We start from the raw sequence: 20678 nt of genomic DNA on the forward strand, positions 1-20678 counted from the left end.
GAAACGAGGGCGTTGCGCTGGTTCAGTCGGATCGAATCGCCTGCTCACAGCAGGGCGATCTGTTCTCCCGATCTAAGGCGATGTGATCGGATCTCTCCGCTCCCCCTCCTGCTTGGGGACGATCTGGTAGCGATCCATAAACTTTTCGAGCATCTGGAGGATCTCCGCCTCTTTCAGCCCTTTCACCTTTAACGTGACCACGATCTGCGGCTGGGAGGTCAGCTTCATGCGGTTGGGGAAGTCGCGGGTGAGCGAGAACAGCTTTTCGCCGTCGATTCGCTTGCGCTGCGCTTCGTCCAAGCGAAGGATCACCTCACCCTGCGGCGTTTGCTTGATCTCCACCATGCCATAGCGGATCGCGTTCGCCTTCAGCTGCGAGACGGAAAGCAGGTTGCGCACCTCGATCGGCAGGTCGCCAAAGCGATCCTCCACCTCTTCCTCCAGATCGCGCACTTCCTCAAGCGTTCGGGCGGCGACAAACTTTTTATAGATTTCGATCTTTTGCATCGGGTCGGTGATATAGGTCGACGGGATGTACGCATCGACAGACAGCTCGACCGTCGGATCGGGCGACTGCTCTTCGCGCACCCCACCCTCTTTCAACTCCTCGATCGCCTCCCCCAGCATCTGCGAATAGAGGTCGAAGCCGACAGACGCGATAAAGCCGTGTTGCTGTGCGCCGAGCAGGTTGCCCGCCCCGCGGATCGACAGGTCGCGCATCGCGATCTTGAAGCCGGAGCCGAGCTCGGTGAACTCCTTGATCGCCTGCAGGCGCTTCTCCGCCACCTCCGACAACACCTTGTTGCGCTGGTAGGTAAAATAGGCGTAGGCGATGCGCGTCGAACGCCCCACCCGCCCGCGAAGCTGATAGAGCTGCGAGAGCCCCAGATGGTCCGCATCGTGCACGATCAGCGTGTTGACGTTGGGCACGTCCAGCCCTGTCTCGATGATCGTCGTCGACACCAGCACGTCCGCATCCCCCTGCAGGAAGTCGAGCATCACCCGCTCCAACTCCTCCTCTGGCATCTGGCCGTGGCCGACGAGAACTCTCGCGTCCGGTACCAGCCGCTTCAAATGCTGTGCCATCTCCTGAATCCCGTTCACCTTGTTGAACAGATAGTAGACCTGTCCCCCGCGGCTCAGTTCCCGCTCGATCGCCTCGCGGACGATCCCGTCCTGCTGCTCGACGACAAACGTCTGCACCGGAAAGCGATTTTCGGGCGGCGTCTCGATGACAGACAGGTCGCGCACCCCGATCATCGACATGTGCAGCGTGCGCGGGATCGGGGTCGCAGTCAGCGTCAGACAGTCCACGTTGGCGCGCAACTGCTTCAGCTTCTCCTTATGCCCCACGCCAAAGCGCTGCTCTTCATCGATGATCAACAGCCCTAAGTCTTTATATTGAATCGATTTTGACAACAGTCGATGCGTGCCGATCACGATGTCGACACTGCCGCTCTTCAGCCCTTTGGTCGCCTCGGTCACCTGCCCTTTTGTCCGAAAGCGCGAGATCAGCTCCACGTTGACCGGAAAGCCGGAGCAGCGCTCTTTAAAGGTCTGGAAATGCTGTTGCGCCAAGATGGTCGTCGGCACCAGCACCGCCACCTGCTTGCCGTCCATCACCGCTTTAAACGCGGCGCGGATGGCGACCTCCGTCTTGCCATACCCGACATCGCCGCAGAGCAGGCGATCCATCGGCCGCCCGAGCTCCATGTCCTTTTTGATCTCGCCGATGCAGCGCAGTTGGTCGTCCGTCTCTTTATATGGAAACATCGCTTCAAACTCCCGCTGCCACGGGGTCTCCGGCGCAAACGGATGGCCGGGCGCCGCCTGCCGCTTGGCATACAGCTTGATCAGGTCTTCTGCGATATCTTTGACCGCCGACTGCACCTTGCTGCGCACCCGCTGCCATTCGGAGCCGCCGAGCGAGTAGATCTTCGGCTCTTTTTCTTCCTGACCGATATATTTTTGCACCAGGTCGATCTGCTCGACCGGCACGAACAGCTCATCTTTGCCCTTGTATTTGATCTGGAGATAATCTTTGTGAATGCCTAAGATCTCTTTCGTCTGAATCCCCATGTACTTGCCGATCCCGTGGTTGACGTGCACCACGTAATCCCCAACTTTCAAGTCTTGGTACGACTTGATCTTCTGCGCGTCTGAGAGCGTTTTCATCTTGCGAATCTTCTTCTTGTTGGTGAACACTTCCGTCTCGGTGATCACCGCGATCCGCAGCGAGGACAGCTCAAATCCGGTCGCGAGGTTGCCGATCAGAATCATCGGGGCCTGACGGGTTCCATCCCAGTCGCTGACGATGTTCGCCTCCATCTGGTAATCGTCGAGCACGCGCTGCATCCGCTCGGCGCGCTCTGCTGTCGCCGCCAAAAAGATCACCTGATAGGACAGCTTCGACCAGCGCTCCAACTCCGATTTCAGCACGTTCATCTGCCCGTGGAAATTTTGCATCGAGCGGGTGGTGGTGGAGACGACCGCCTGCGGGGAAAGCCCCGGGATCGCCCGGGTGAACAGCGAGAACATCAGCTTGGTGTGCGCCTTGTCGACAAAGAGATCGCCGCGCCTTTTCTCCACGGCGAGGCCCGGCAGCATCTCCCCGTATTCGAGCGCGGTGGTCAGCCCTTCCAGCTCCTCTTTCTCCAAGCTCTTGACCGTCTCTTTCAGTCTGCCCGGCTCATCGAAGATCAGCAGGGTGTCCTGGCGCAGATAGCGCAGCAGGTTGTAAGGGGTCGGCTCGATCAGATCATAGTAGCGGATCAGGTTGGGAAACCAAGCGCCCTCCTCCATCCGATCGAGGTCAGCTCCGATGTTCTCGCGCAGCTTCTCCGCCACCTCAGCGCTCTGCAGCTTGCTCAGGTGCTGTTCAAACCGCGCGGCGAGCTCCTGACCGGCCACACGAATGCGCTCTGCTGGCGCGATCACCTCGCGAATCGGCCAAAAGGCGACCTGCTCCACCTTTTCCAGTGAGCGTTGGCTGGATGCATCAAAGGTGCGGATCGAGTCCACTTCCACATCGAACAGCTCGATCCGCACCGCTTCTTCTCGCGTGAGGGGAAAGACGTCGACGATGCCGCCGCGCACCGAAAACTCACCCTTGCTCTCCACCATGTCCACGCGCTCATAGCCGAGGTAGCTCAGGTGGTAAGCAAAATCTTCGATGCGGATCTCGTCGCCGACGCGCAGCGTGCGACCCGCCCGCAGAAATTCGTGCGGAGAGGTCAGCGTCTCGTGCAGGGCGGAGAGCGGCGCGATGATGATCGTGCTCTCGCCGCGCACCAGCGACTCCAGCACCGACAGCCTGGCTGCCGCAAGCTCCGGACTGTAGGCGAGCACATCGACAAACCCGAGCTCTCGGCTGGGGAAGAGCCGAACGCTCTCCTGCGGCATCAGCTCCATCAGATCTTCATACACCTGTTGCGCCCGGCCCATGCTGTGCGTGACGATCAGCAGCGGACGCGCCAAAGAGCCCCGAATCCCTGCGAGCCAGAGATGCTGGGCCGATCCTGTCAGTCCGGTGATCAGCTGATCGCGAATGCCGTCTTGACATTGATGCAAGACGCGTTTAAAATCGTCATCCGAACTCAAAATTCGAACTAATGATTGCACGATATCCCCTCCGTAAGAGCAAAAAAGCCTTAGCCATGCGCTAAGGCACTGTTCATCCTGAAACTTGAACGATTACTGCAACGGATTTGACAAAAGGCTCAGCTCCGGATGAGCCTCGATCGCTTCCTGACAGTATTCACAGATCGTCTTCACATAGGTCGAATCCTGAATCGAATTGTAGGTGATAATATCGGCCGCCTCTTCCGGTGTTAACGTACGAAATCCAAGCTTTACCTCATCTGCAAACTTCCCGTCCACCTCGCCGAGATGGCTTTGACAATGGCGGCAGTAATAGATGATGCGCATCTTCCGATCCCCCTGTTCCTCACATGCTTCTCAGCTTAGTATGCACAGGGGAGATCGCCACCATACCAAAATGTTCCGTTCTATTTGGTGTTGAATCGGTTCATCGCCTTTTGGAACCCATCTTCTAGGATACAATCTATGACGCTCTTCATATTTAAGACCACTTTCTCGACCTCTTCCCACTCTTCTTTGCGGAAGTTGGTCAGGACGTGCTGAATCACATCGCTGCCCGGATGCGGGCGGCCAACGCCCAAGCGGATGCGCTGAAACGATTCGGTGCCGAGGTGCTGAATGATCGATTTCATTCCGTTGTGACCGCCGGCGCTTCCTCTCTCGCGCAGGCGCATCCGTCCGAGCGGGGTGTCCATGTCATCATAGATGACAAAGATGTCTTCCAGGTTCGGCTTGTACCATGCGACCGCCGCCTGCAGCGCATCCCCAGATCGGTTCATATAAGTCATCGGCTTGAGGAGCACCACTTTTTCCCCTTTGTAGTTCCCTTCGCCGTATAGCGCGTTCCATTTGCTTTTGTTGACCGGAATCGACAGCTCATCTTCCAAGCGATCGATCGCGAGAAACCCGATGTTGTGACGGTTCAGCTCATAGTTTGAGCCCGGATTGCCCAGACCGACAAAAAGTTTCACGGGGATGTTCCTCCCTTTTTGTTTTCTGCCTCTTCTTACGATACTTGTTCTCTCCGCACGATGCAAGCAAAAAGCCGCTCCTGATGAGGAACGGCTTGGATTCGCCCTATGTTTTGCGTCGCGAGAACGCGATCAGCGCGCCACCTTATCTGGCGCATCTTTGCCCTTGCCCTCCGTGTCGTGCACGAGATCTGGCTCTTTCGGCTCGATCTCCGTCTCCGGCGGCGCATTTTTCGCCTCCAAGATCGAGCAGACCACCTCGTCAGGCGAGGAGAGCAACGCAACTTTCGCCGGCATTTTCAGATCGCCGCAGTGGACGCTATCGCCGATGCCGAGGCTTGCGATGTTGTGCATGATAAACTCGGGCACGTCTGTCGGCAAGCATTTGACCAGCACATCGCGAGTCTGCTGCTGGATGATGGCGTTTTTCTTCTCCACCTCTTCCAACCCGTCGAGGAAGATCGGAATTTCCACCTGAATCGGCTCGGACAGGTCGACAGCGTGCAGGTCGATGTGCAACGGCTGTTTGTTCATCATGTCGCGGCTCACCTCGTGCACCATCACCGAGATGCGGTCGCCATCGAGGGTCAGCTCGACCAGCATGCGACCGTGACCATGCAACCGTTTGAACGATTCGTGCGTGAGATAGATCGCCTGTGGTTCTCTGCCTTTGCCGTACACCACGCCAGGAACATCACCGCGGCTGCGAATGCGGCTGCGCTCCCCTTTTGTCAGGCTCGTGCGCCGATGCGCTTCCAAACTGATGCGGTTCATCGCCATTTTACGTACCTCCCGAATTTCGCTCTACCCGATCAGGATGCCCCGAGAACGCACCCTGTACACGTCGAGTCAGATTCTTTTCTGGCGACTCCGCATTCGGTACAGCTTGGCACGAAGGGGGTGTCTCCTGTGATCAGCCTGAGCGGCGGGGGCGCTCTGGGCGCAACAAAACCCCCATTTTCCAATGGGGGTTTTGCAATCGGCAGGCATCGATCCGCCTAGGAATGGCTAGTTTTTAGATACTAGAACAAAGTGGATACAGACTCTTCTTCATGGATCTTGACGATCGCATTCCCGATCAGCGATGCGACAGACAGCTGGGTGATCTTGTTGGTGCCTTGACGCTTCTCTTCGTCGAGGATGATCGTGTTGCAGACGACAACCTCTTTGAGCACCGAGTTTTCCAGGCGAGTGATCGCAGGCCCGGAGAGCACCGGATGCACGCAGCAGGCATAGACCTCTTTGCATCCGCGCTCGATCAGCGCCGCCGCACCGTGGGTGATCGTGCCCGCCGTGTCGATCATGTCGTCGATCATGATCGCCGTCTTGCCTTCGATGTTGCCGATGATGTTCATCACCTCTGACACGTTCGGCTCCGGGCGGCGCTTGTCGATGATCGCGATGCCCGCCCCGAGGCGCTCCGCCATGCCGCGCGCGCGCGTGACGCCGCCCATGTCGGGCGAGACGATGACGACATCTTCCAGACCTTTTTGTGCAAAATAATCGGCCAGCAGCTTCTCAGCCAGCAGATGATCGACCGGGATGTCGAAAAAGCCTTGGATCTGGCCGGCGTGCAGATCCATCGTGATCATCCGGTGGGCGCCTGCCGTCTGGATCAGGTTGGCGACCAGCTTGGCTGTGATCGGTTCGCGCGCCCGCGATTTGCGGTCTTGGCGCGCATAGCCATAGTACGGAACCACCACGTTGATGCTCTTGGCAGATGCGCGCTTGAGCGCATCGACCATGATCAACAGCTCCATGATGTGCTCGTTGGCAGGGGCTGAGGTCGGCTGGACAACAAAGACATCACAACCGCGCACGCTCTCGTCAATCTTGATGCGAATTTCTCCGTCGCTAAAGCGAATGACATTTGCAGTCCCGAGCGGCACGCCGACATAGTTGGCAATTTCCTCCGCCAATTCAACATTGGAATTCCCTGCAAAAATTTTCAGCTTCTTGTCTTTGTATGGCGTCATGTCACAAGCCCCCTACTTTTTTTGCTCTTTCAGGCGAGCTTCCAATTTTTCTGTATAGCCTTCTTTTGTCACCTGGCGCTCCCGTGCGATCGCGAGCGCTCCGTCCGGAACGTCGTCTGTGACGGTCGAACCGGCTGCCACATATACTTTCTTGCCCAAGGTGAGCGGCGCGACCAGGTTGGAATTGCAACCGATAAACGAGTCGTCGCCCACGATCGTCTTGTACTTGTTCACGCCATCATAGTTGACGGTGATCGTTCCACAGCCGACGTTGACGCCGCTGCCGATCTCCGCATCTCCGATGTAGGACAGGTGCGAAACTTTGCTGCCCGCCCCGATCTTGGCGTTCTTGATCTCGACAAAATCGCCGATCTTCGCCCCTTGTCCGATATGCGCCTTCGGGCGCAGGTAGGCGAACGGTCCGACGGTCGCCTCGCGCTCGACCACCGCGTCGGTCAGCACCGAATGCTGGATCTTCACACCGTCTTCGACGGTGACGTTGACCAGATGCGCGTTCGGGCCGATCTTGCAATCCTCGCCGATCACCGTGTCGCCTTCGAGCACCGTCCCCGGCAGCAGCACCGTGTCCGCTCCGATCGCAACGCCCGCGTCGATGTAGGTCCCTTTCGGATCGACGATGGTGACGCCGTTTTTCATATGGTTAATCGCGATGCGCTCGCGGATGATCTCGTTGGCGATCGCGAGCTGTGCTCGGTCGTTGATGCCTTGAATCTCCCGCGGGTCTTCGCAGACGTAAGCGTTTACTTGGTGCCCTTCGCAGCGCAGTACCTCCAGGCAGTCAGGCAGGTAGTATTCCCCTTGCGCGTTGTTGTTATCGATCTTGGCGAGCGCGTGGAACAACAGCTGATTGTCGTAGAGAAAGACGGAGGAGTTGATCTCCTGAACCTTGCGCTCTTCGTCGCTCGCATCCTTCTCCTCGACGATGCGCAGCACGTTGCCCGCCTCGTCGCGGATGATGCGCCCGAGTCCGAAAGGATTGTCCACCACCGCCGTCAAAACGGTGACGGCCGCCCCGCTCGCTCTGTGCGCTTGAAGCATCTGCTCCAACGTCTCTTGGCGGATGATCGGCGTGTCGCCTGCGCAGACGAGCGTCAATCCCTGCTCATGGCCGAGTTTGTCCTTGGCCATCATCACCGCATGTGCGGTGCCGAGCTGCTCCTCTTGGATCGCATACTCATGATCGCCCAGCCGCTCCATCACTTGCTCTCTCGAAGCGCCGACGACGATCACCTTGCGATCAAAACCGGCCGCTTCCAGCGTGTCCACCATGTGCAAAACCATCGGTTTGCCACAGATCTCGTGCAGGACTTTATGCTTCTTGGATTTCATGCGCGTGCCCATGCCTGCAGCTAAGACCACCGCGTATGTTCCTGACATGTGTGATCCTCCCATCCGGATTTCACGATCTATCAATGTAAACACAAAGTTTACAGGGTTTGTCCACCCCAAACTATATCTTATCAGATAGCCCTTTTCAACCGACTTCACAAGATCGAAAAAAAACGGACCTCGTCTGCGGGGACATGACGAGGTCCGTTTGGTATCAGTTGCGATTGGCGGGCGATCTTTACGCGATCGTTACCCCTTCTGTGCTCACTTCTTCTTCCTGGTAATAGACTTTCAGAATCGCGCTTTGAATCTTCTCCCTGGTCTCAGAAGAAATTGGATGCGCGATATCGCGGAATTCTCCATCTGGCGTGCGCTTGCTCGGCATCGCGACGAACATACCGTTGTTCCCGTCGATGATGCGAATGTCGTGAATTACGAATTCATTGTCAATTGTAATCGATGCAATAGCCTTCATCCGGCCCTCTGTGTTCATTTTACGAAGACGAACATCAGTGATTTGCACATCTGTCACCTCTTTAAACTTTTGTGATTTTACGTGTTGCCAAACTTTGATGTAATAATACGACCCTTCATCGCTTAATTCCTTCTTATGAATCAAATTTCTTTAAGTTTAGCTGTGCAAGTTTAGTAGGACTCTTATGATTATACCCTGAAATTGATATTAATCCTTCGCTAAAAGTTGGACGAACCATCTTTAGTGAGTAAAGAGTCTGATCATTGAGCTGTTGCAGAGCAACGTCCGTGCCAACATCTGACCGATTTTTCCATAGCTTCACCGCATATTAAAATATATAACATATATATCTTTGATGCAATGGTTTATATTAAAATAAAATATGTTTTGTTTATGAACTCCTCTTCTTGGCTCCTCACAAATTTCTCAATGAGTTATTCAGCCGCTCTGTGCGCACGAAAAAACGCCCCTCACCGAGGGGCGTCGCTCTCTTCCATGCTTATTTTACGAATGCGATCAGTTCGATCTCGACGCCAACATCTTTCGGCAGGCGTGCCACCTGGACGGTGGAGCGAGCCGGACGATGGTCGCCAAAGTATTCGGCATACACTTCGTTGATCTCGCCAAACTGGTTCATGTCGGCGATGAAAACGGTTGCTTTTGCAACATCATGAAACGTTGCGCCCGCCGCTTCCAGCACCCCTTTCAGGTTTTGGAACACCTGATGGGTCTGCTCTTTGATGTCACCGGTGACCAGGTCGCCGTTTGGCGTCAGCGGGATCTGCCCGGAAGTGAAGAGCATGTTGCCCACCTTCATCGCTTGCGAGTACGGGCCGATCGCGGCCGGTGCGTTCTGTGTCGAGATGATGTTCTTTTCCATTGTTCATTCCTCCTCGTTAAAATACGTGCCGGGGACGATCTCCACCTGGCGCGCCTGCTCGTCGACCTCGCGCAAGGTCGCAAGCGACACGTAGCCGGAGATCATCTTCTCCTGCGGCTCCTCGGTCGACATGAAGATGCCGGTGCCGACCACCTCGACCTGGAACTCTTTCATCAGGTCGATCAGCGCTTTCACCGTTCCGCCCGCCTTCATGAAATCGTCGACGATCAGCACCTTCGACTTCTCTGGCAGCGAGCGGCGCGACAGCGACATCGTCTGAATCCGCCGACTGCCCGACACATAGTTGATCGAGACGGACGACCCTTCGGTCACCTTGTGATCGCGGCGGACGACCACCATCGGCACGGAGAGGTAGCGCGCCGCAGCCACCGCGATCGGAATCCCCTTCGTCTCGACGGTGACAACATAGTCGGCGCCCGACTCCTTAAAGCGGGCGGCAAACATCTTGCCGGCGGTGTCGAGCAGAATCGGATCGCCCAACACGTCAGACATATACAAAAAACCGCCCGGCAAGATGCGCTCACCGGAGCCCAAGATCTCGCTGATCTGCTGAATGTATTGCAAGCCTAGCTCCTTGCGAAAGCCCGGCACATAGCGCACGCCGCCCGCCGCTCCCGCCTGCGTCTCCAGCGTGCCCAGCCCTTCTGACTCCATCACTTCGCGGATGATCGCCAAGTCCTCGCTCAGGCTGGACTTCGCCGAGGAGAGTTTGTCTGCCATCTCCGTCAGCGACAACACGCGGTGCGGCTGTTCGAGCAGGATTTGTGTCAACCGTACGATACGCTCACTGCGTCGCATTTTGCTCACCTAGCAGCCCCCTTCCGAAACACGAACATTGATATGAGGATCATATCACTTCTTTCGTGTTTATGACAAGCTGTTCCAGCTGCCTCAGGTCGGAAAGTTTGTCGATGTCCGTTCCGATCTCCGCATGCTCGGTGATCACCGCTTTCGCCCTGATCCCGGTCAGCCGCCAGAGCTCCCGTTCGAGCTTCTGCACCGAAAGCGTGCGCAGCAAGGCGGACACTGCAAACGACAGGGTGACGCCCCACCCGAACTCGCGGGCCAGCAGCAAAGGGCGCTTCCGATAGTGGAAGATGCGCGTCAGCCGCTCCCGCAGCGGTGGGAGCGCTTCGGCCCGCACCAGAAAGAGGTTGCCGCCGGTAAACGTCCCCTCCTTGAGCTTGACATAGGTGCGCCTCACGCCGGGAAACTTGCGCTCGCACGCTTCCCTTCGCACGATCGGGTAGCAGAAGTCGCATTCTGGTGGACAGTTCGCCAAAAAATCCTCGACCGCCTCCGGTGTCAAAAACGGGATGTCGCAGGCGGAGATCAGCACATATTCGCTTCCCTCGGCAATCATCGCCTCCACCGCGTCCAGCAGGTTGGCCACCAAGCTCTGCTCCCGCCCGCGATGGACGCGAACGGAGCGCACAGCTGGCACCGCCTGCAGGGCGGCGACCACATGATCGACCATCCGGCGCCCGCCGATGTTGATCTGCGCTTTTTCGGGGACGGGCAGCTCTGCGCTCGTCCCGCCGGCAAGCACCAACACGTCCATGCAGTCCTGCCTCCTTGGGTCCCCCTAGTAGAAGCGGCAGAGATACACTTCGCGGGAGAAGCCGCGCAGTGCGTTGTAGATGCGGTTGGCCTTGTGCTCTCGGTCGACGAGCGCAAACACGGTCGGACCGCTGCCCGACATCAGCGCGCCGACCGCTCCGAACTTCAGCAGTTGGCCCTTCAGCCGTTCCACTTCCGGGTACATCGAAAATGTCACGCTTTCCAGCACGTTGCCGAGATGATCGGCGATCAGGCGCACTTCGCCTGTGGCGAGCGCCTCGACCATCGCCATCGCGCTCGGATGCCGCTCGATCTCCGCCACCTTCAGCCGCCCGTACACATCTGCCGTCGAGACGGCGATCGGCGGCTTGACCAGCACGACCCACGTCGGGGCCACCTTCGGCAGGTGCTCGATCAGCTCGCCGCGACCGCGGGCGAGCGCCGTGCCGCCATAGATGCAAAACGGGACGTCTGAGCCGATCTTCGCCCCGAGCTCCGCCAGCTGATCCAAGCTCTGCCCGAGCTGGAAGACGCGGTTGAGCCCGCGCAAGGTGGCCGCCGCATCGCTCGACCCTCCCGCCAAGCCTGCCGCGACCGGAATCCGCTTGTCGATATGAATGCGGATGCCAGAAGCGATGCCAAACGTCTCCTTGACCAGTTTCGCCGCCTGATAGACGAGGTTGCGGCTGTCGAGCGGAATGTAGGGCACCGTGCAAGACAATTGAATCTCATCTTCCGCAAGCGGATAAAACGTCAGGTGGTCAGACAGGTCGACCGTCTGCATCACCATCTCCACTTCGTGATAACCGTCCGATCGCTTGTGGAGCACGTCGAGAGTCAGGTTGATTTTGGCTTGCGCTTTTTCTGTCCACATGAGAGATGACCTACCTTCATACGAATCGTTCGTTGCTTTTGGCTTTAGTCTTTCCATGTGATAGGTCATTTTCCTGCCAAACATGGAGAAAAAGCGTACCATTTACGCTTTTTCTCCATGTTTTTTACACGTTTGCGTGCGTCTTTGGCAGAGCCATGTGCGAAACGCTGACCGCATCATGCCGCTTCAGCACCTCAAGGATCGGGGGGAGCTTCTCGTAGAAGACGACGATCAGCTCCCCTTCCTGCAGCTCTTTCAGCGCCGCCTCCAGCGCATCGCACTCGTTGTGGATGACGCGGCATTCCTTGTCGGGCGACACCTCGACGATCGCCGTTTTCAACAGCTTGGCAACCTCTCCCCGCGCCCGGCCGCGCAGGTCGACATCCTCTTTGACAAACAGGCGGTGAAAGCCGGTGGCAGCCACCCTGCCGGAAGCGGAGACGATCTCGTTGTTGCGATCGCCCGGCACGCCGATCACCCCGGTCACGCGGCGGTTGGGCAGGCGACCTGCCATCTCGCAGACCGCCTGAAACGAATGCGGGTTGTGCCCGTAGTCGACCAGCACATACCCGCGCCCGATCTGATAGAGGTTGACGCGCCCGGGGTTGTGCAGGTCGCTGCGAAAGCCGGACAGCGCCGCTGCGATCTTCGCCGGGTGCATGCCGAACGCTCTGCAGGCGGCCATCGCCGCCATCGCGTTCGCCACATGGAAGTGGGCAGCGCCGAGCATCGTCACCGGAATCTCGTCGGCGCGCATCATCGGGCGAGCGCTGTCCCCGACCGCCTCGTAGATCCAGCCGCCTTCGTAATAGTAGCCCGTTCCCCCTTCCGACAGGTGGCGGCGCAGATGTAGCGAGTTGCTCTGCAACGAGAAAAAGACATATTTGCGACCCTTGCGGTGACGCTCCTTCATCAGCTTGGGCAGCGCGCTCAGATGGGGGTCATCCGCGTTGAGGATCACCGTTCCTCCCGGGCGCACCCGCTCGGCGATCAGCGATTTGATGCTGATCAGATCTTCCACCGAGTCGATGCCGTCCTGCCCGAGGTGGTCAGGCTGAATGTTGGTGATGATGCCGATGTCCGCATATTCAAAGCCGAGCCCCGCGCGGACGATCCCGCCTCTTGCCGTCTCCAGCACCGCGACATCGACGCCCGGATCGCTCAAGATAGCGCGGGCGGAGCGCGGCCCGGTCGTGTCGCCTTTCGCCACGCACCGACCGTCGATGTATATGCCGTCTGTCGAAGTCATGCCGACCGTCTGGCCGGTCGTCTGCAACACATGGCCGATCATCCGCGTCGTCGTCGTCTTGCCGTTCGTTCCGGTGATCGAGAGGATCGGAATCCTCGTCTTCGCACCGGGCGGGTAGAGCATGTCGAGGATCGCCTCGCCCACGTTGCGCGAGTCGCCGACGCTCGGCGATTGGTGCATCCGAATGCCAGGTGCCGCATTGACCTCGATGATCGCGCTCGACCGCTCATCGAACGGCTGGGCGATGTCAGGACAGACCAGATCGATCCCGCACACGTCGAGGCCGACGATCCTTGCGGTCCGCACCGCCACCTCGGCGATGCTCAGGTGCAATCTCCCGGTCACATCGACCGCCGTGCCGCCGGTGGAGAGGTTGGCGCTGTCTCGCAAGAGCACCATCTCCCCTGCGTGCGGCAGATCGTCGAGGGTGCGCCCCACGCGGGCGAGGTAGGCGAGCGCCACCTCGTCCACTTTGATCTTCGAGAGCGACTTGGCGTGCCCGTCACCGCGCGCAGGGTCCTGATTGGCAGCCGCGATCAGCTGAGCGATCGTGCTTCTCCCGTCGCCGACCACATGGGCGGGCACGCGCTCAGACGCTGCGGCGACCTGCCCGCCGACGACGAGCAGGCGGTAGTGACGACCGTCGATATACTCTTCGACCACCACGCGATGCGAATGCTCCTTGGCGATGCGAAACGCGGCTCGCACTTCGTCCTCACAGAGCAGGTTGATCGACACGCCCTTCCCTTGATTGCCATCGAGCGGCTTGATGACGAGCGCGGTGTTCAATTCCCGCCACAGCGCGACCGCCTCCTCCTCTGTGCTGGCCACCCCGCCGTGCGGGACGGGGATCGCCGCCAGATCGAGCAGCTGTTTGGTCAGCTCCTTGTCGGAGGCGATGTCTGTGCTGATGCAGGATGTCTGCTCGGTGATCGTCGCTTGAATCCGCTTTAAAAAACGCCCGGTTCCAAGCTGAACCAGACTCTTATCGTTCAATCTATAAAAGGGGATGCCACGAGCGGCTGCCGCATCTACGATCGAGCGGGTGCTCGGGCCGAGCGCCGTGCGCATAGCGGAGCGTCGCGCCTGCTCGATGCGCGGTTGCAGCGAATATGGCTGACCGTCGAGCAAGCTCTGCACCAGCTCAAAAGCGGTGCGAAGCAGGCATTCCATGCCCGCCTCGTTCTGGCACTCGACGATGATGTCATACACGCCTTCCTCCACAAACTGCGTCTTGCCGCGGTTGACCCCGATACCGATCTGCTGTGATAGCTCGATGGCCACATGCTCGATCACATGGCCGATATATGTACCCTCATGAAGGCGTTCCACAAAACCGCCCGGCTCGCCCTTCGCGCAGTGGTGATCGCGCAGGCCGGGCAACAGGTGGAGCAGGCGGTCGTTCAGCCCGGGGAAGTCTTTCGATTCCTTCCCGGTGTACTCCTCCAAATACAGGCGCATCACCATGACCGGGCGATGCAGATAGAGATTCGGCCCTGAGATGAACCGAATATCCTCAATTCTCATTGATGGTCCACTCCTCGTGTTGGTTCGGACGTATGTGCTGTGTCCTTTTGTAAGATCGGTGCGCGATCGCGCAGATGAAAGCGATGCCCCTTCGGTAAAATGTGCAGAGTCACGCTGCATAGCGCCAGATCATCTCCGTTTCGCACCTGCTCCAGATTCGTATAGGAAAGCTGGCCTGCGTCGATCACGCTGACGGCGCCCTCCCCGATCACTCGAAACTCTTGACCCTCCACCACGATCGCGGTGTTTTCATCGATGCCAAGCCCCAAATGGTGCGGATATTGCGCCACAGCGGAGAACAGGCGACCATACCGTCCACGCTGGGCGAAATGCTGGTCGACCACCGCCCCGGCCAAAAACTCCATGCCGGGTGCCATCTCCACGATGCCGATCTTCGGGTTGGTTTCGCTCACGCCTGACACGATCATCGTCGAGGACATCATCGAGGCCCCCGCGCTCGTGCCGGCCAGCACCATCCCATCTTCAAACCGTCTGTGCAAAGCAGCATCCATCCGCGTCCCCCCGAGCAGCTTGGTCACGCGCACCTGATCACCGCCGGTGAAAAAGACGCAGGTCGCATCCTCCACCGCCTTGATTGCCGAATTGGCACCTGCCGCCTCGCGGGTCGACACATCGAACATGCGCACATCGGCGACGCCGATCGAGTCGAACACCTCGATGTACTCAGCCCCCACCTCGATCGGCAGCTCGGTCGCGACCGTCATCACGACGATTCGCGCATGCTTCCCGCCTGCGAGACGAACGACTTCACGGAGGATCTCCATGTCGCCCTGCTTGTCCTCTGCTCCACCGATGATGACCAACCTACTAGGTCGCTTGCTCACGCAGTCGCCTCCTCAAGTTCTTAGATGCTAGCACTTGGAAATACTGCTTCAGGTTGACAGTCTTCCCTGAGAGGCGGAACGCTTATTCATCTCCCCATCAAAACCTGCCTGCACAAAAGGAAAAACCAGGGCGTAAGCCCTGGCCTGCGAACGTCAGCTCGAACTCAAGAGCGTTGATTGTCGCGCGCCATCGCCTCTTCGGCGATCTCGATCGCGCGCTTGACCATGTTCCCTGCATCGCGGGCGCGAATGCCACCCCATCCTTCTTTTTGAACCGTGTCGTAAAAACCGAGCTCTTTGGCCAGCTCATACTTCAGCGATTCGCTCATCACGCCTCTTCTGCGTCCCATGTCCAATCCCCCCTTTTGTCGATCTGACGTCGACGACAGGTAGTCTGCCCAAAAAGAAAAAAGCCTTTCACCAGGTTGTGAAAGGCTGCGGCGGGGAGTGACTCCCCATGCTCTATGCTTCTAAGATCCCTTGCGAATAGGTCAGGCGTACGTGACCGTCATCGTTGCAGACCATCAGTTCGACCGTCTCAGTCAGAATGTCTGCGTAGCTGTACGAGACTCGCTTAAAGGAGTTCTCCTGATCCAATTTGATGACAAAAACAGAAGGGTATGTCTCTTCGAGAACGCCGGTGCGCTCGATTGTTTTGCGGCGTCCACCGTTGGCGCGCAGCAAGATCTTCTCACCAACATAACGGTCAAGGCTGCGCTTAATCTCGTTTAGTGCGTTTTTCGCTGTCAACACACACCACCTCTTTCCAAGATTCAGTGTAGCATGCTTGACGAACTTTGTCAAAGAAAGTTAATAATTATATCAGCGCCCCAAAAAACCTGTCAATGGTCTTTATGAAGAAATTACAATCATTTATCCCTTTTAGTTTTCAGAAAGTTCATTCTTCTCCAGAATGCTCTTAGTTTCAACCGCTTTTGCATCAGTAGGGGCTGCGGGGGAGCCCGATGCGGTATTTTCCTCGTGATTCCACGCCGCCAAGCCCATCGGTGCCTGTGATCGTCGACTTCACCACGTCGAAGATGTTCACCGTCTGGTTGATCGGCGTGTAGGCGATCTTCTCGGCGATGAACACCGGGTCGAGCGCATGGATCAAGATGCGGTGCGGGGAGGAAGCGAAGTTGGCTCCCGCATCGAGGAGCGATTCATAGTGGGACTGACAGGCTCCGGCGAAGATGATCAGATCGTCAAACGAGCGCTCATAGCGGCGGGCCGCCTTGACTGCGCGAATGAAGTTTTCGGTGTTTCTGTAGTTGAACACGTTGGACAGATCCTGCCCCTTGCGCAACAGGCCATCATGCCCGGTCAGGATCAGAATGTCCGGGTGGTATTGGTCGAGCAGTTGGGGCAGCATTTCTGCCATGCGCACCTCTGGCACATGATGTCCGATCGCCGGGATGCGAAGCTCCTCATAGAACATCAAGCATTTGTGCAAATATGAGCCATCTCCATCCAGATGCAGAACCCGTCCCGGCTTTTCAAAAAAATCATGATGGTCGCGAAACTTTATGTCAGAGCGGATCAACCGCTTTTCTTCCTCGATCAGGCGGCGGGAGCGAATCAGGCGCATCACATCGTCCTCTTCCCGGGTGTAGCCTGCGATGTAGTCCCGGAGCTCCTTATCGCTCAGCTTCTCAAGGTCGCTCACCGGCGCATCTGCGAGCAGGCGCACTTCCACCCCTTTGAGCACGGCCATGCGATTTGACCGATCGAGCTCTACGATGTGAAAACAGATGTCTTTCCCATAGGACTTCCGCGCGACGAGGTCGCCCACTTTCCACATGGCAACTCCTCCTTTCGGGATAGGGTATGAGCGTAAGTCCCGTTTGGTCACAAGCCGTGGGCATTCTTGCATATCATGTGGAAACGGGGAGGTGGGCGCTTTGTATGCGGTGATTCCGGCCCGCAATGTGAGCAAACGAATCGAAGCGGCACTCAAAAACGTCCGCTATGCGGGCATCGAGAAGATCATCGTGGTGGTCAACGGCTGTCAGGATGACACCTTGGAGGTGGTGCGCCGCCTGCAGGACGAGCGGATGACCCTGATCAGCTTCCGCGCCCCGCTCGGCTTCGATGTTCCTCGTGCGATCGGGGCGCAGTACGCCTATCGACAGGGCGCGGAGCACGTGCTGTTTTACGATGGCGACCTGATCGGGCACCACCGGCATGAGCTGAAGCGGCTGACCGAGGACGCGGTGCGCTTCGGCATCGATCTCGGGCTGACCGACACGTATGGGACGGCACATCACCAAGATGTCGCTCACAACCCGCTCCTGCGCCTGCGCAGCTCGCTCAACCGTCGGTTGGGGTTGGAACCTCGCCTCGGCCTGAGCAACCCTTCTCACGGGCCGCACGTGGTCTCTCGTCGCCTCCTGCGCCTCATCCCCCGCGCAGATCTGGCCATCCCGCCTGTCGTGTTGACCCGCGCCAAACAGCTCGGCCTGCGCATCGACGCGCTGACCCATATCCCGCAGGCGCGGCTCGGTTCCTCGCACAAAGGGCCGGTTCATTTTGAGCACATCCGCGATACGATCATCGGCGATCTATTAGAGGCGCACTGTCTGCTCGATGGCCGGGTGCGCAGCCGCGAATACCGCGGTCATCAGTTCGATGGGTACCACTCGAAGCGCAGGTTCGACCTGTTGGAGCGGTTTGCGGACAGCTTGCAGATCGAGCCTCGCTAGCGGGAAACTGCCCGTGCGCTCGATCGACCTGCCGCTCAGCAGAGCTGTCGACAGCTTTGCCTCGACAGTTGTGCCTCGACAATAAAAAAAGGATTGCCCGCTCGGCAATCCTTCCTCTCTCTACTTTCCGATCGATTCCTCTTGAAGCAGCTGCGAAAACCGCTCGACGATCGCGCGAAGCAAGCCTGGCAGCTCGCCTCTCGCTCGATACCCCGCGAAGAGCGAATAGCCCCAAGCGGTGCCCGCATCCATGCCTGGCATCGTGCGGAACAGCTCGGCCGCGTCGAGGTGATGCACCTCGGCCAGCTCCTGGCGAAGATACATGCGGATCTCCACTTCCTCGCCTTTTGTAAACCCGACGACCGACACGTCCGCCCCGAGGTCGAACAGGGCGCGCGCCGCAAAGGTCGGGATGTTCGAATCGATCTCCGTCACCAGCACATGGTAGCCGCCAAACGTGTATTTCCGCGCGTTTAACGCCGCCTGACAGATCGAGCCGCGGTCTTTGCGCTCATCGACGACATACAGGCGCTGCACCTCTTCATAGGTGAGCTGGCAGACCTCCAAGATCTCGCCGAACGCCCGAAACGCCTCCGGGTCGCCCTTGTGGAAGTTGATCGTATCGGTCATGATCCCCGCCGCCAGCGCAAGCCCGATCTGGCGGTCGAACGGGGCGTTCAACTCTTTCAACAGGCGATAGACCAGTTGGCATGTCGAAGAGACCGGATCGTAGAGACCGCCGAGCGCCTGCGCGAACAGCGTGTTGACCGGGTGATGATCGATCAGCCAAAAGCGCTCGGGAAGCGAGCTTTTCAGCTGAATGGGCGCTGCGGTGTCCACGACCACAACATGCTCGTATCGGCTCACATCCGGGCCGATCAGAATGTTGATCTCTAGTTCCTCCAGCAATTTATGCGTGTGCGTCGCCACCGCTTGCGGCACGCCGATATCGGCGCCGATGAAGCGCGCCAGAGCAAAAGCAGCTCCGACCGCATCGCTGTCGGCTTGGTCGTGGCAGAGCACGAGGTTCTGCCCGCCTTTCATCATGGAGATCGTCTCCGAAAACATCATGAAACTGTTGCACCATCCTATATACGAAACCGCTATCGGTTCCCTTGTTCAGTTCATCTGTACGCTGCCGTCCCTCACATCGCTCGACAGATTGTGCTACTATTATATAGGATATGAGCATGTGAAGGAAACGGTTCATTGTTTATTGCTCGTCAATTCGTGATTCAGGATTAATTTGATAGGTATGAGCGATATACCTAGAATTGAGCATCTCGCATTGGAAGCTGTGATCAGGAGCCCGAACTCTGCGATCATTCGACCGTTCTCAGGCGTGTTCTCCGCTTAGTATGCGCACAAAAGCCCCCGTTCAAACGAACGGGGTTTTTGTGTGTTGACACGCCTTGAGGCACCTCTCCAGCATCATTCGATCGCCAAGATCGTGAAGCAATCTTCCATCTTCAAATGCGGCTGTTTCTTGATCATTTGCAGCAGAGCATTACAAGAGTGCTTCATATGATCTGATCGAGCTTTTCAACCAGTATTCATAAATGAATATACCCGCATGAAAATGTTATGTATCACGAAATATTGCTCTAGGCACAGGTTTTTTTGAGTTAGAAAGCAAAAAAACCCCGCCATTCAGCGGGGTCATCATCAATACTCTTCAATTCTCCTCTCCCAAACTCCCCCGCTCTACACCCTCACTCCGCTCTTCGCCCCGATCCGCTTCGACGGGTCGCTCGTCGACAGCAGGACGCCGGAGATGGTCAGCACCACGCCGATCCCATGTGCCCAGGTCACCTGCTCGCCGTAGAGCAGCACGGCGATCGTCGTCGCGCAGATCGGGACGAGGTTGACATAGGCGCTCGTCTTCGAAGCTCCGATGCGCTGAATGCCCAAGTTCCAGATCACAAACGCGATCACCGTCGCAAACACCGCCATGTAGACGAGTTCGAACCCCGATTGCACAGACAGGTTCGACAATCGATCCCAGCCACCTTCGAACAGCGACCCGATGAACAGCCCGAACGCCCCGGCCACCGTCGTGACGGTCGTCACCAACAGCGAGGACATCCCTCTCATCACCACTTTCCCGACCGTCGAGTAGATCGACCAGCTCACCACCGAGCCGAGCAGCAGCAGGTCGCCCGCGTTGAACGACATCGAGCGCACCGTCTCGAAGGAGCCTCCGGTGATCACGACCAGCAGCCCGATCAGCGACAAGGTCATCCCGATGCCAAGCCGCCTGCTCCACGCTTCTCCGAGAAAGATCACCGCCGCAAGCGTCGTCGACACCGGATTCATCGCCACGACGAGCGAACCGTTGGTCGCCGACGTGAATTGCAGCCCGAAGAAAAAGAACGCGTTGTACCCGAAGATGCCCGTCACGGCCAGCAGCAGCATCCCCTTCCAGCGCGCTTTGAGCAGTTGCAGATCCCAGCCCTTTTTATAGGTCAGCCAAGCGATCAGGATCAGCCCGGCCAGCCCGAAGCGCAACGTCGCCGTCAAGAACGGCGGAATCTCTGTCAACACATGTTTCCCCGCACCGAACGCACCGCCCCAAAACAGCGGCACCAGCAAGAGCAACAGATAGATGCTCGTCCCTCTTTCCGCCTTTTCTTTGTTGTTCATGATGT

Annotated in this window: 19 protein-coding genes; 1 reads left to right on the forward strand and 18 read right to left on the reverse strand. The window is 57.9% G+C overall.

The annotated features are described in order from the left end of the window. Nucleotides 1–72: 72 nt before the first annotated feature. The 16 genes from mfd to yabG form a co-directional block, all read right to left on the reverse strand. The gene (mfd, locus tag ACFSOY_RS11835) at nt 73–3621 is read right to left on the reverse strand and encodes a transcription-repair coupling factor (RefSeq protein ID WP_386046912.1); all 3549 of its coding nucleotides are present in this window, start codon (nt 3619–3621) and stop codon (nt 73–75) included. A 72-nt stretch (nt 3622–3693) separates the two neighbouring features. Next, complete coding sequence (locus ACFSOY_RS11840) at nt 3694–3927, reverse strand: anti-sigma-F factor Fin (protein WP_386046914.1); 234 nt, start codon at nt 3925–3927, stop codon at nt 3694–3696. A gap of 80 nt (nt 3928–4007) precedes the next feature. After that, nucleotides 4008–4571: an aminoacyl-tRNA hydrolase gene (gene pth / locus ACFSOY_RS11845; RefSeq protein WP_386046916.1), complete on the reverse strand. Its 564-nt coding sequence runs from the start codon at nt 4569–4571 to the stop codon at nt 4008–4010. 132 nt (nt 4572–4703) lie between these two features. Continuing rightward, the gene (locus ACFSOY_RS11850; protein ID WP_386046918.1) at nt 4704–5351 is read right to left on the reverse strand and encodes a 50S ribosomal protein L25; all 648 of its coding nucleotides are present in this window, start codon (nt 5349–5351) and stop codon (nt 4704–4706) included. A gap of 242 nt (nt 5352–5593) precedes the next feature. Then, on the reverse strand, nt 5594–6547 hold the full coding sequence (locus ACFSOY_RS11855; protein ID WP_386046920.1) for a ribose-phosphate diphosphokinase: 954 nt from the start codon (nt 6545–6547) through the stop codon (nt 5594–5596). A 12-nt stretch (nt 6548–6559) separates the two neighbouring features. After that, nucleotides 6560–7945 (reverse strand): bifunctional UDP-N-acetylglucosamine diphosphorylase/glucosamine-1-phosphate N-acetyltransferase GlmU, encoded by a 1386-nt coding sequence (gene glmU, locus ACFSOY_RS11860; RefSeq protein WP_386046922.1) that lies wholly within the window; start codon nt 7943–7945, stop codon nt 6560–6562. A gap of 190 nt (nt 7946–8135) precedes the next feature. Then, entirely contained in the window at nt 8136–8420 is a 285-nt protein-coding gene (gene spoVG / locus ACFSOY_RS11865; RefSeq protein WP_386046924.1) for a septation regulator SpoVG, read from the reverse strand. A gap of 451 nt (nt 8421–8871) precedes the next feature. Next, nucleotides 8872–9252, reverse strand: coding sequence for a RidA family protein (locus ACFSOY_RS11870; RefSeq protein ID WP_386046925.1), 381 nt, complete (start codon nt 9250–9252; stop codon nt 8872–8874). A gap of 3 nt (nt 9253–9255) precedes the next feature. Next, nucleotides 9256–10080, reverse strand: a complete 825-nt coding sequence (gene purR, locus ACFSOY_RS11875; RefSeq protein WP_386046927.1) for a pur operon repressor — start codon at nt 10078–10080, stop codon at nt 9256–9258. 40 nt (nt 10081–10120) lie between these two features. After that, complete coding sequence (locus tag ACFSOY_RS11880; protein WP_386046929.1) at nt 10121–10834, reverse strand: molybdenum cofactor guanylyltransferase; 714 nt, start codon at nt 10832–10834, stop codon at nt 10121–10123. Between the two features lie 24 nt (nt 10835–10858). Beyond that, nucleotides 10859–11707, reverse strand: coding sequence for a 4-(cytidine 5'-diphospho)-2-C-methyl-D-erythritol kinase (ispE, locus tag ACFSOY_RS11885; protein ID WP_386046931.1), 849 nt, complete (start codon nt 11705–11707; stop codon nt 10859–10861). Nucleotides 11708–11831: 124 nt separating this feature from the next. Next, nucleotides 11832–14483: a cyanophycin synthetase gene (cphA, locus tag ACFSOY_RS11890; RefSeq protein WP_386046932.1), complete on the reverse strand. Its 2652-nt coding sequence runs from the start codon at nt 14481–14483 to the stop codon at nt 11832–11834. Then, complete coding sequence (locus ACFSOY_RS11895) at nt 14480–15328, reverse strand: cyanophycinase (protein ID WP_386046934.1); 849 nt, start codon at nt 15326–15328, stop codon at nt 14480–14482. Before ACFSOY_RS11895 ends, cphA begins: the two co-directional genes overlap by 4 nt. A gap of 164 nt (nt 15329–15492) precedes the next feature. Beyond that, the gene (locus ACFSOY_RS11900; RefSeq protein ID WP_386046936.1) at nt 15493–15678 is read right to left on the reverse strand and encodes a small, acid-soluble spore protein, alpha/beta type; all 186 of its coding nucleotides are present in this window, start codon (nt 15676–15678) and stop codon (nt 15493–15495) included. A 112-nt stretch (nt 15679–15790) separates the two neighbouring features. Further along, nucleotides 15791–16078 carry a biofilm formation stimulator Veg gene (veg, locus tag ACFSOY_RS11905; protein ID WP_386046937.1) on the reverse strand — a complete coding sequence of 96 codons (288 nt, stop codon included), beginning with the start codon at nt 16076–16078 and terminating at the stop codon, nt 15791–15793. A gap of 190 nt (nt 16079–16268) precedes the next feature. Then, complete coding sequence (yabG, locus tag ACFSOY_RS11910; protein ID WP_386046939.1) at nt 16269–17129, reverse strand: sporulation peptidase YabG; 861 nt, start codon at nt 17127–17129, stop codon at nt 16269–16271. Nucleotides 17130–17238: 109 nt separating this feature from the next. Between yabG and ACFSOY_RS11915 the strand changes: the two genes are divergently transcribed. Next, nucleotides 17239–18030, forward strand: coding sequence for a glycosyltransferase family 2 protein (locus tag ACFSOY_RS11915; RefSeq protein WP_386047070.1), 792 nt, complete (start codon nt 17239–17241; stop codon nt 18028–18030). Between the two features lie 120 nt (nt 18031–18150). On the opposite strand, the gene ACFSOY_RS11920 is transcribed toward ACFSOY_RS11915, so the two are convergent. Then, nucleotides 18151–19101, reverse strand: a complete 951-nt coding sequence (locus tag ACFSOY_RS11920) for a DHH family phosphoesterase (RefSeq protein WP_386046941.1) — start codon at nt 19099–19101, stop codon at nt 18151–18153. A 633-nt stretch (nt 19102–19734) separates the two neighbouring features. After that, a complete protein-coding gene (locus tag ACFSOY_RS11925; RefSeq protein ID WP_386046943.1) occupies nt 19735–20673 on the reverse strand; it encodes a DMT family transporter in 939 nt (312 codons plus the stop codon). Between the last annotated feature and the right edge of the window lie 5 nt (nt 20674–20678).

Origin of the sequence: Tumebacillus lipolyticus, from assembly GCF_042682745.1 — a bacterium.
In the GTDB taxonomy this organism is placed as follows: Bacteria; Bacillota; Bacilli; order Tumebacillales; family Tumebacillaceae; genus Tumebacillus_A; species Tumebacillus_A lipolyticus.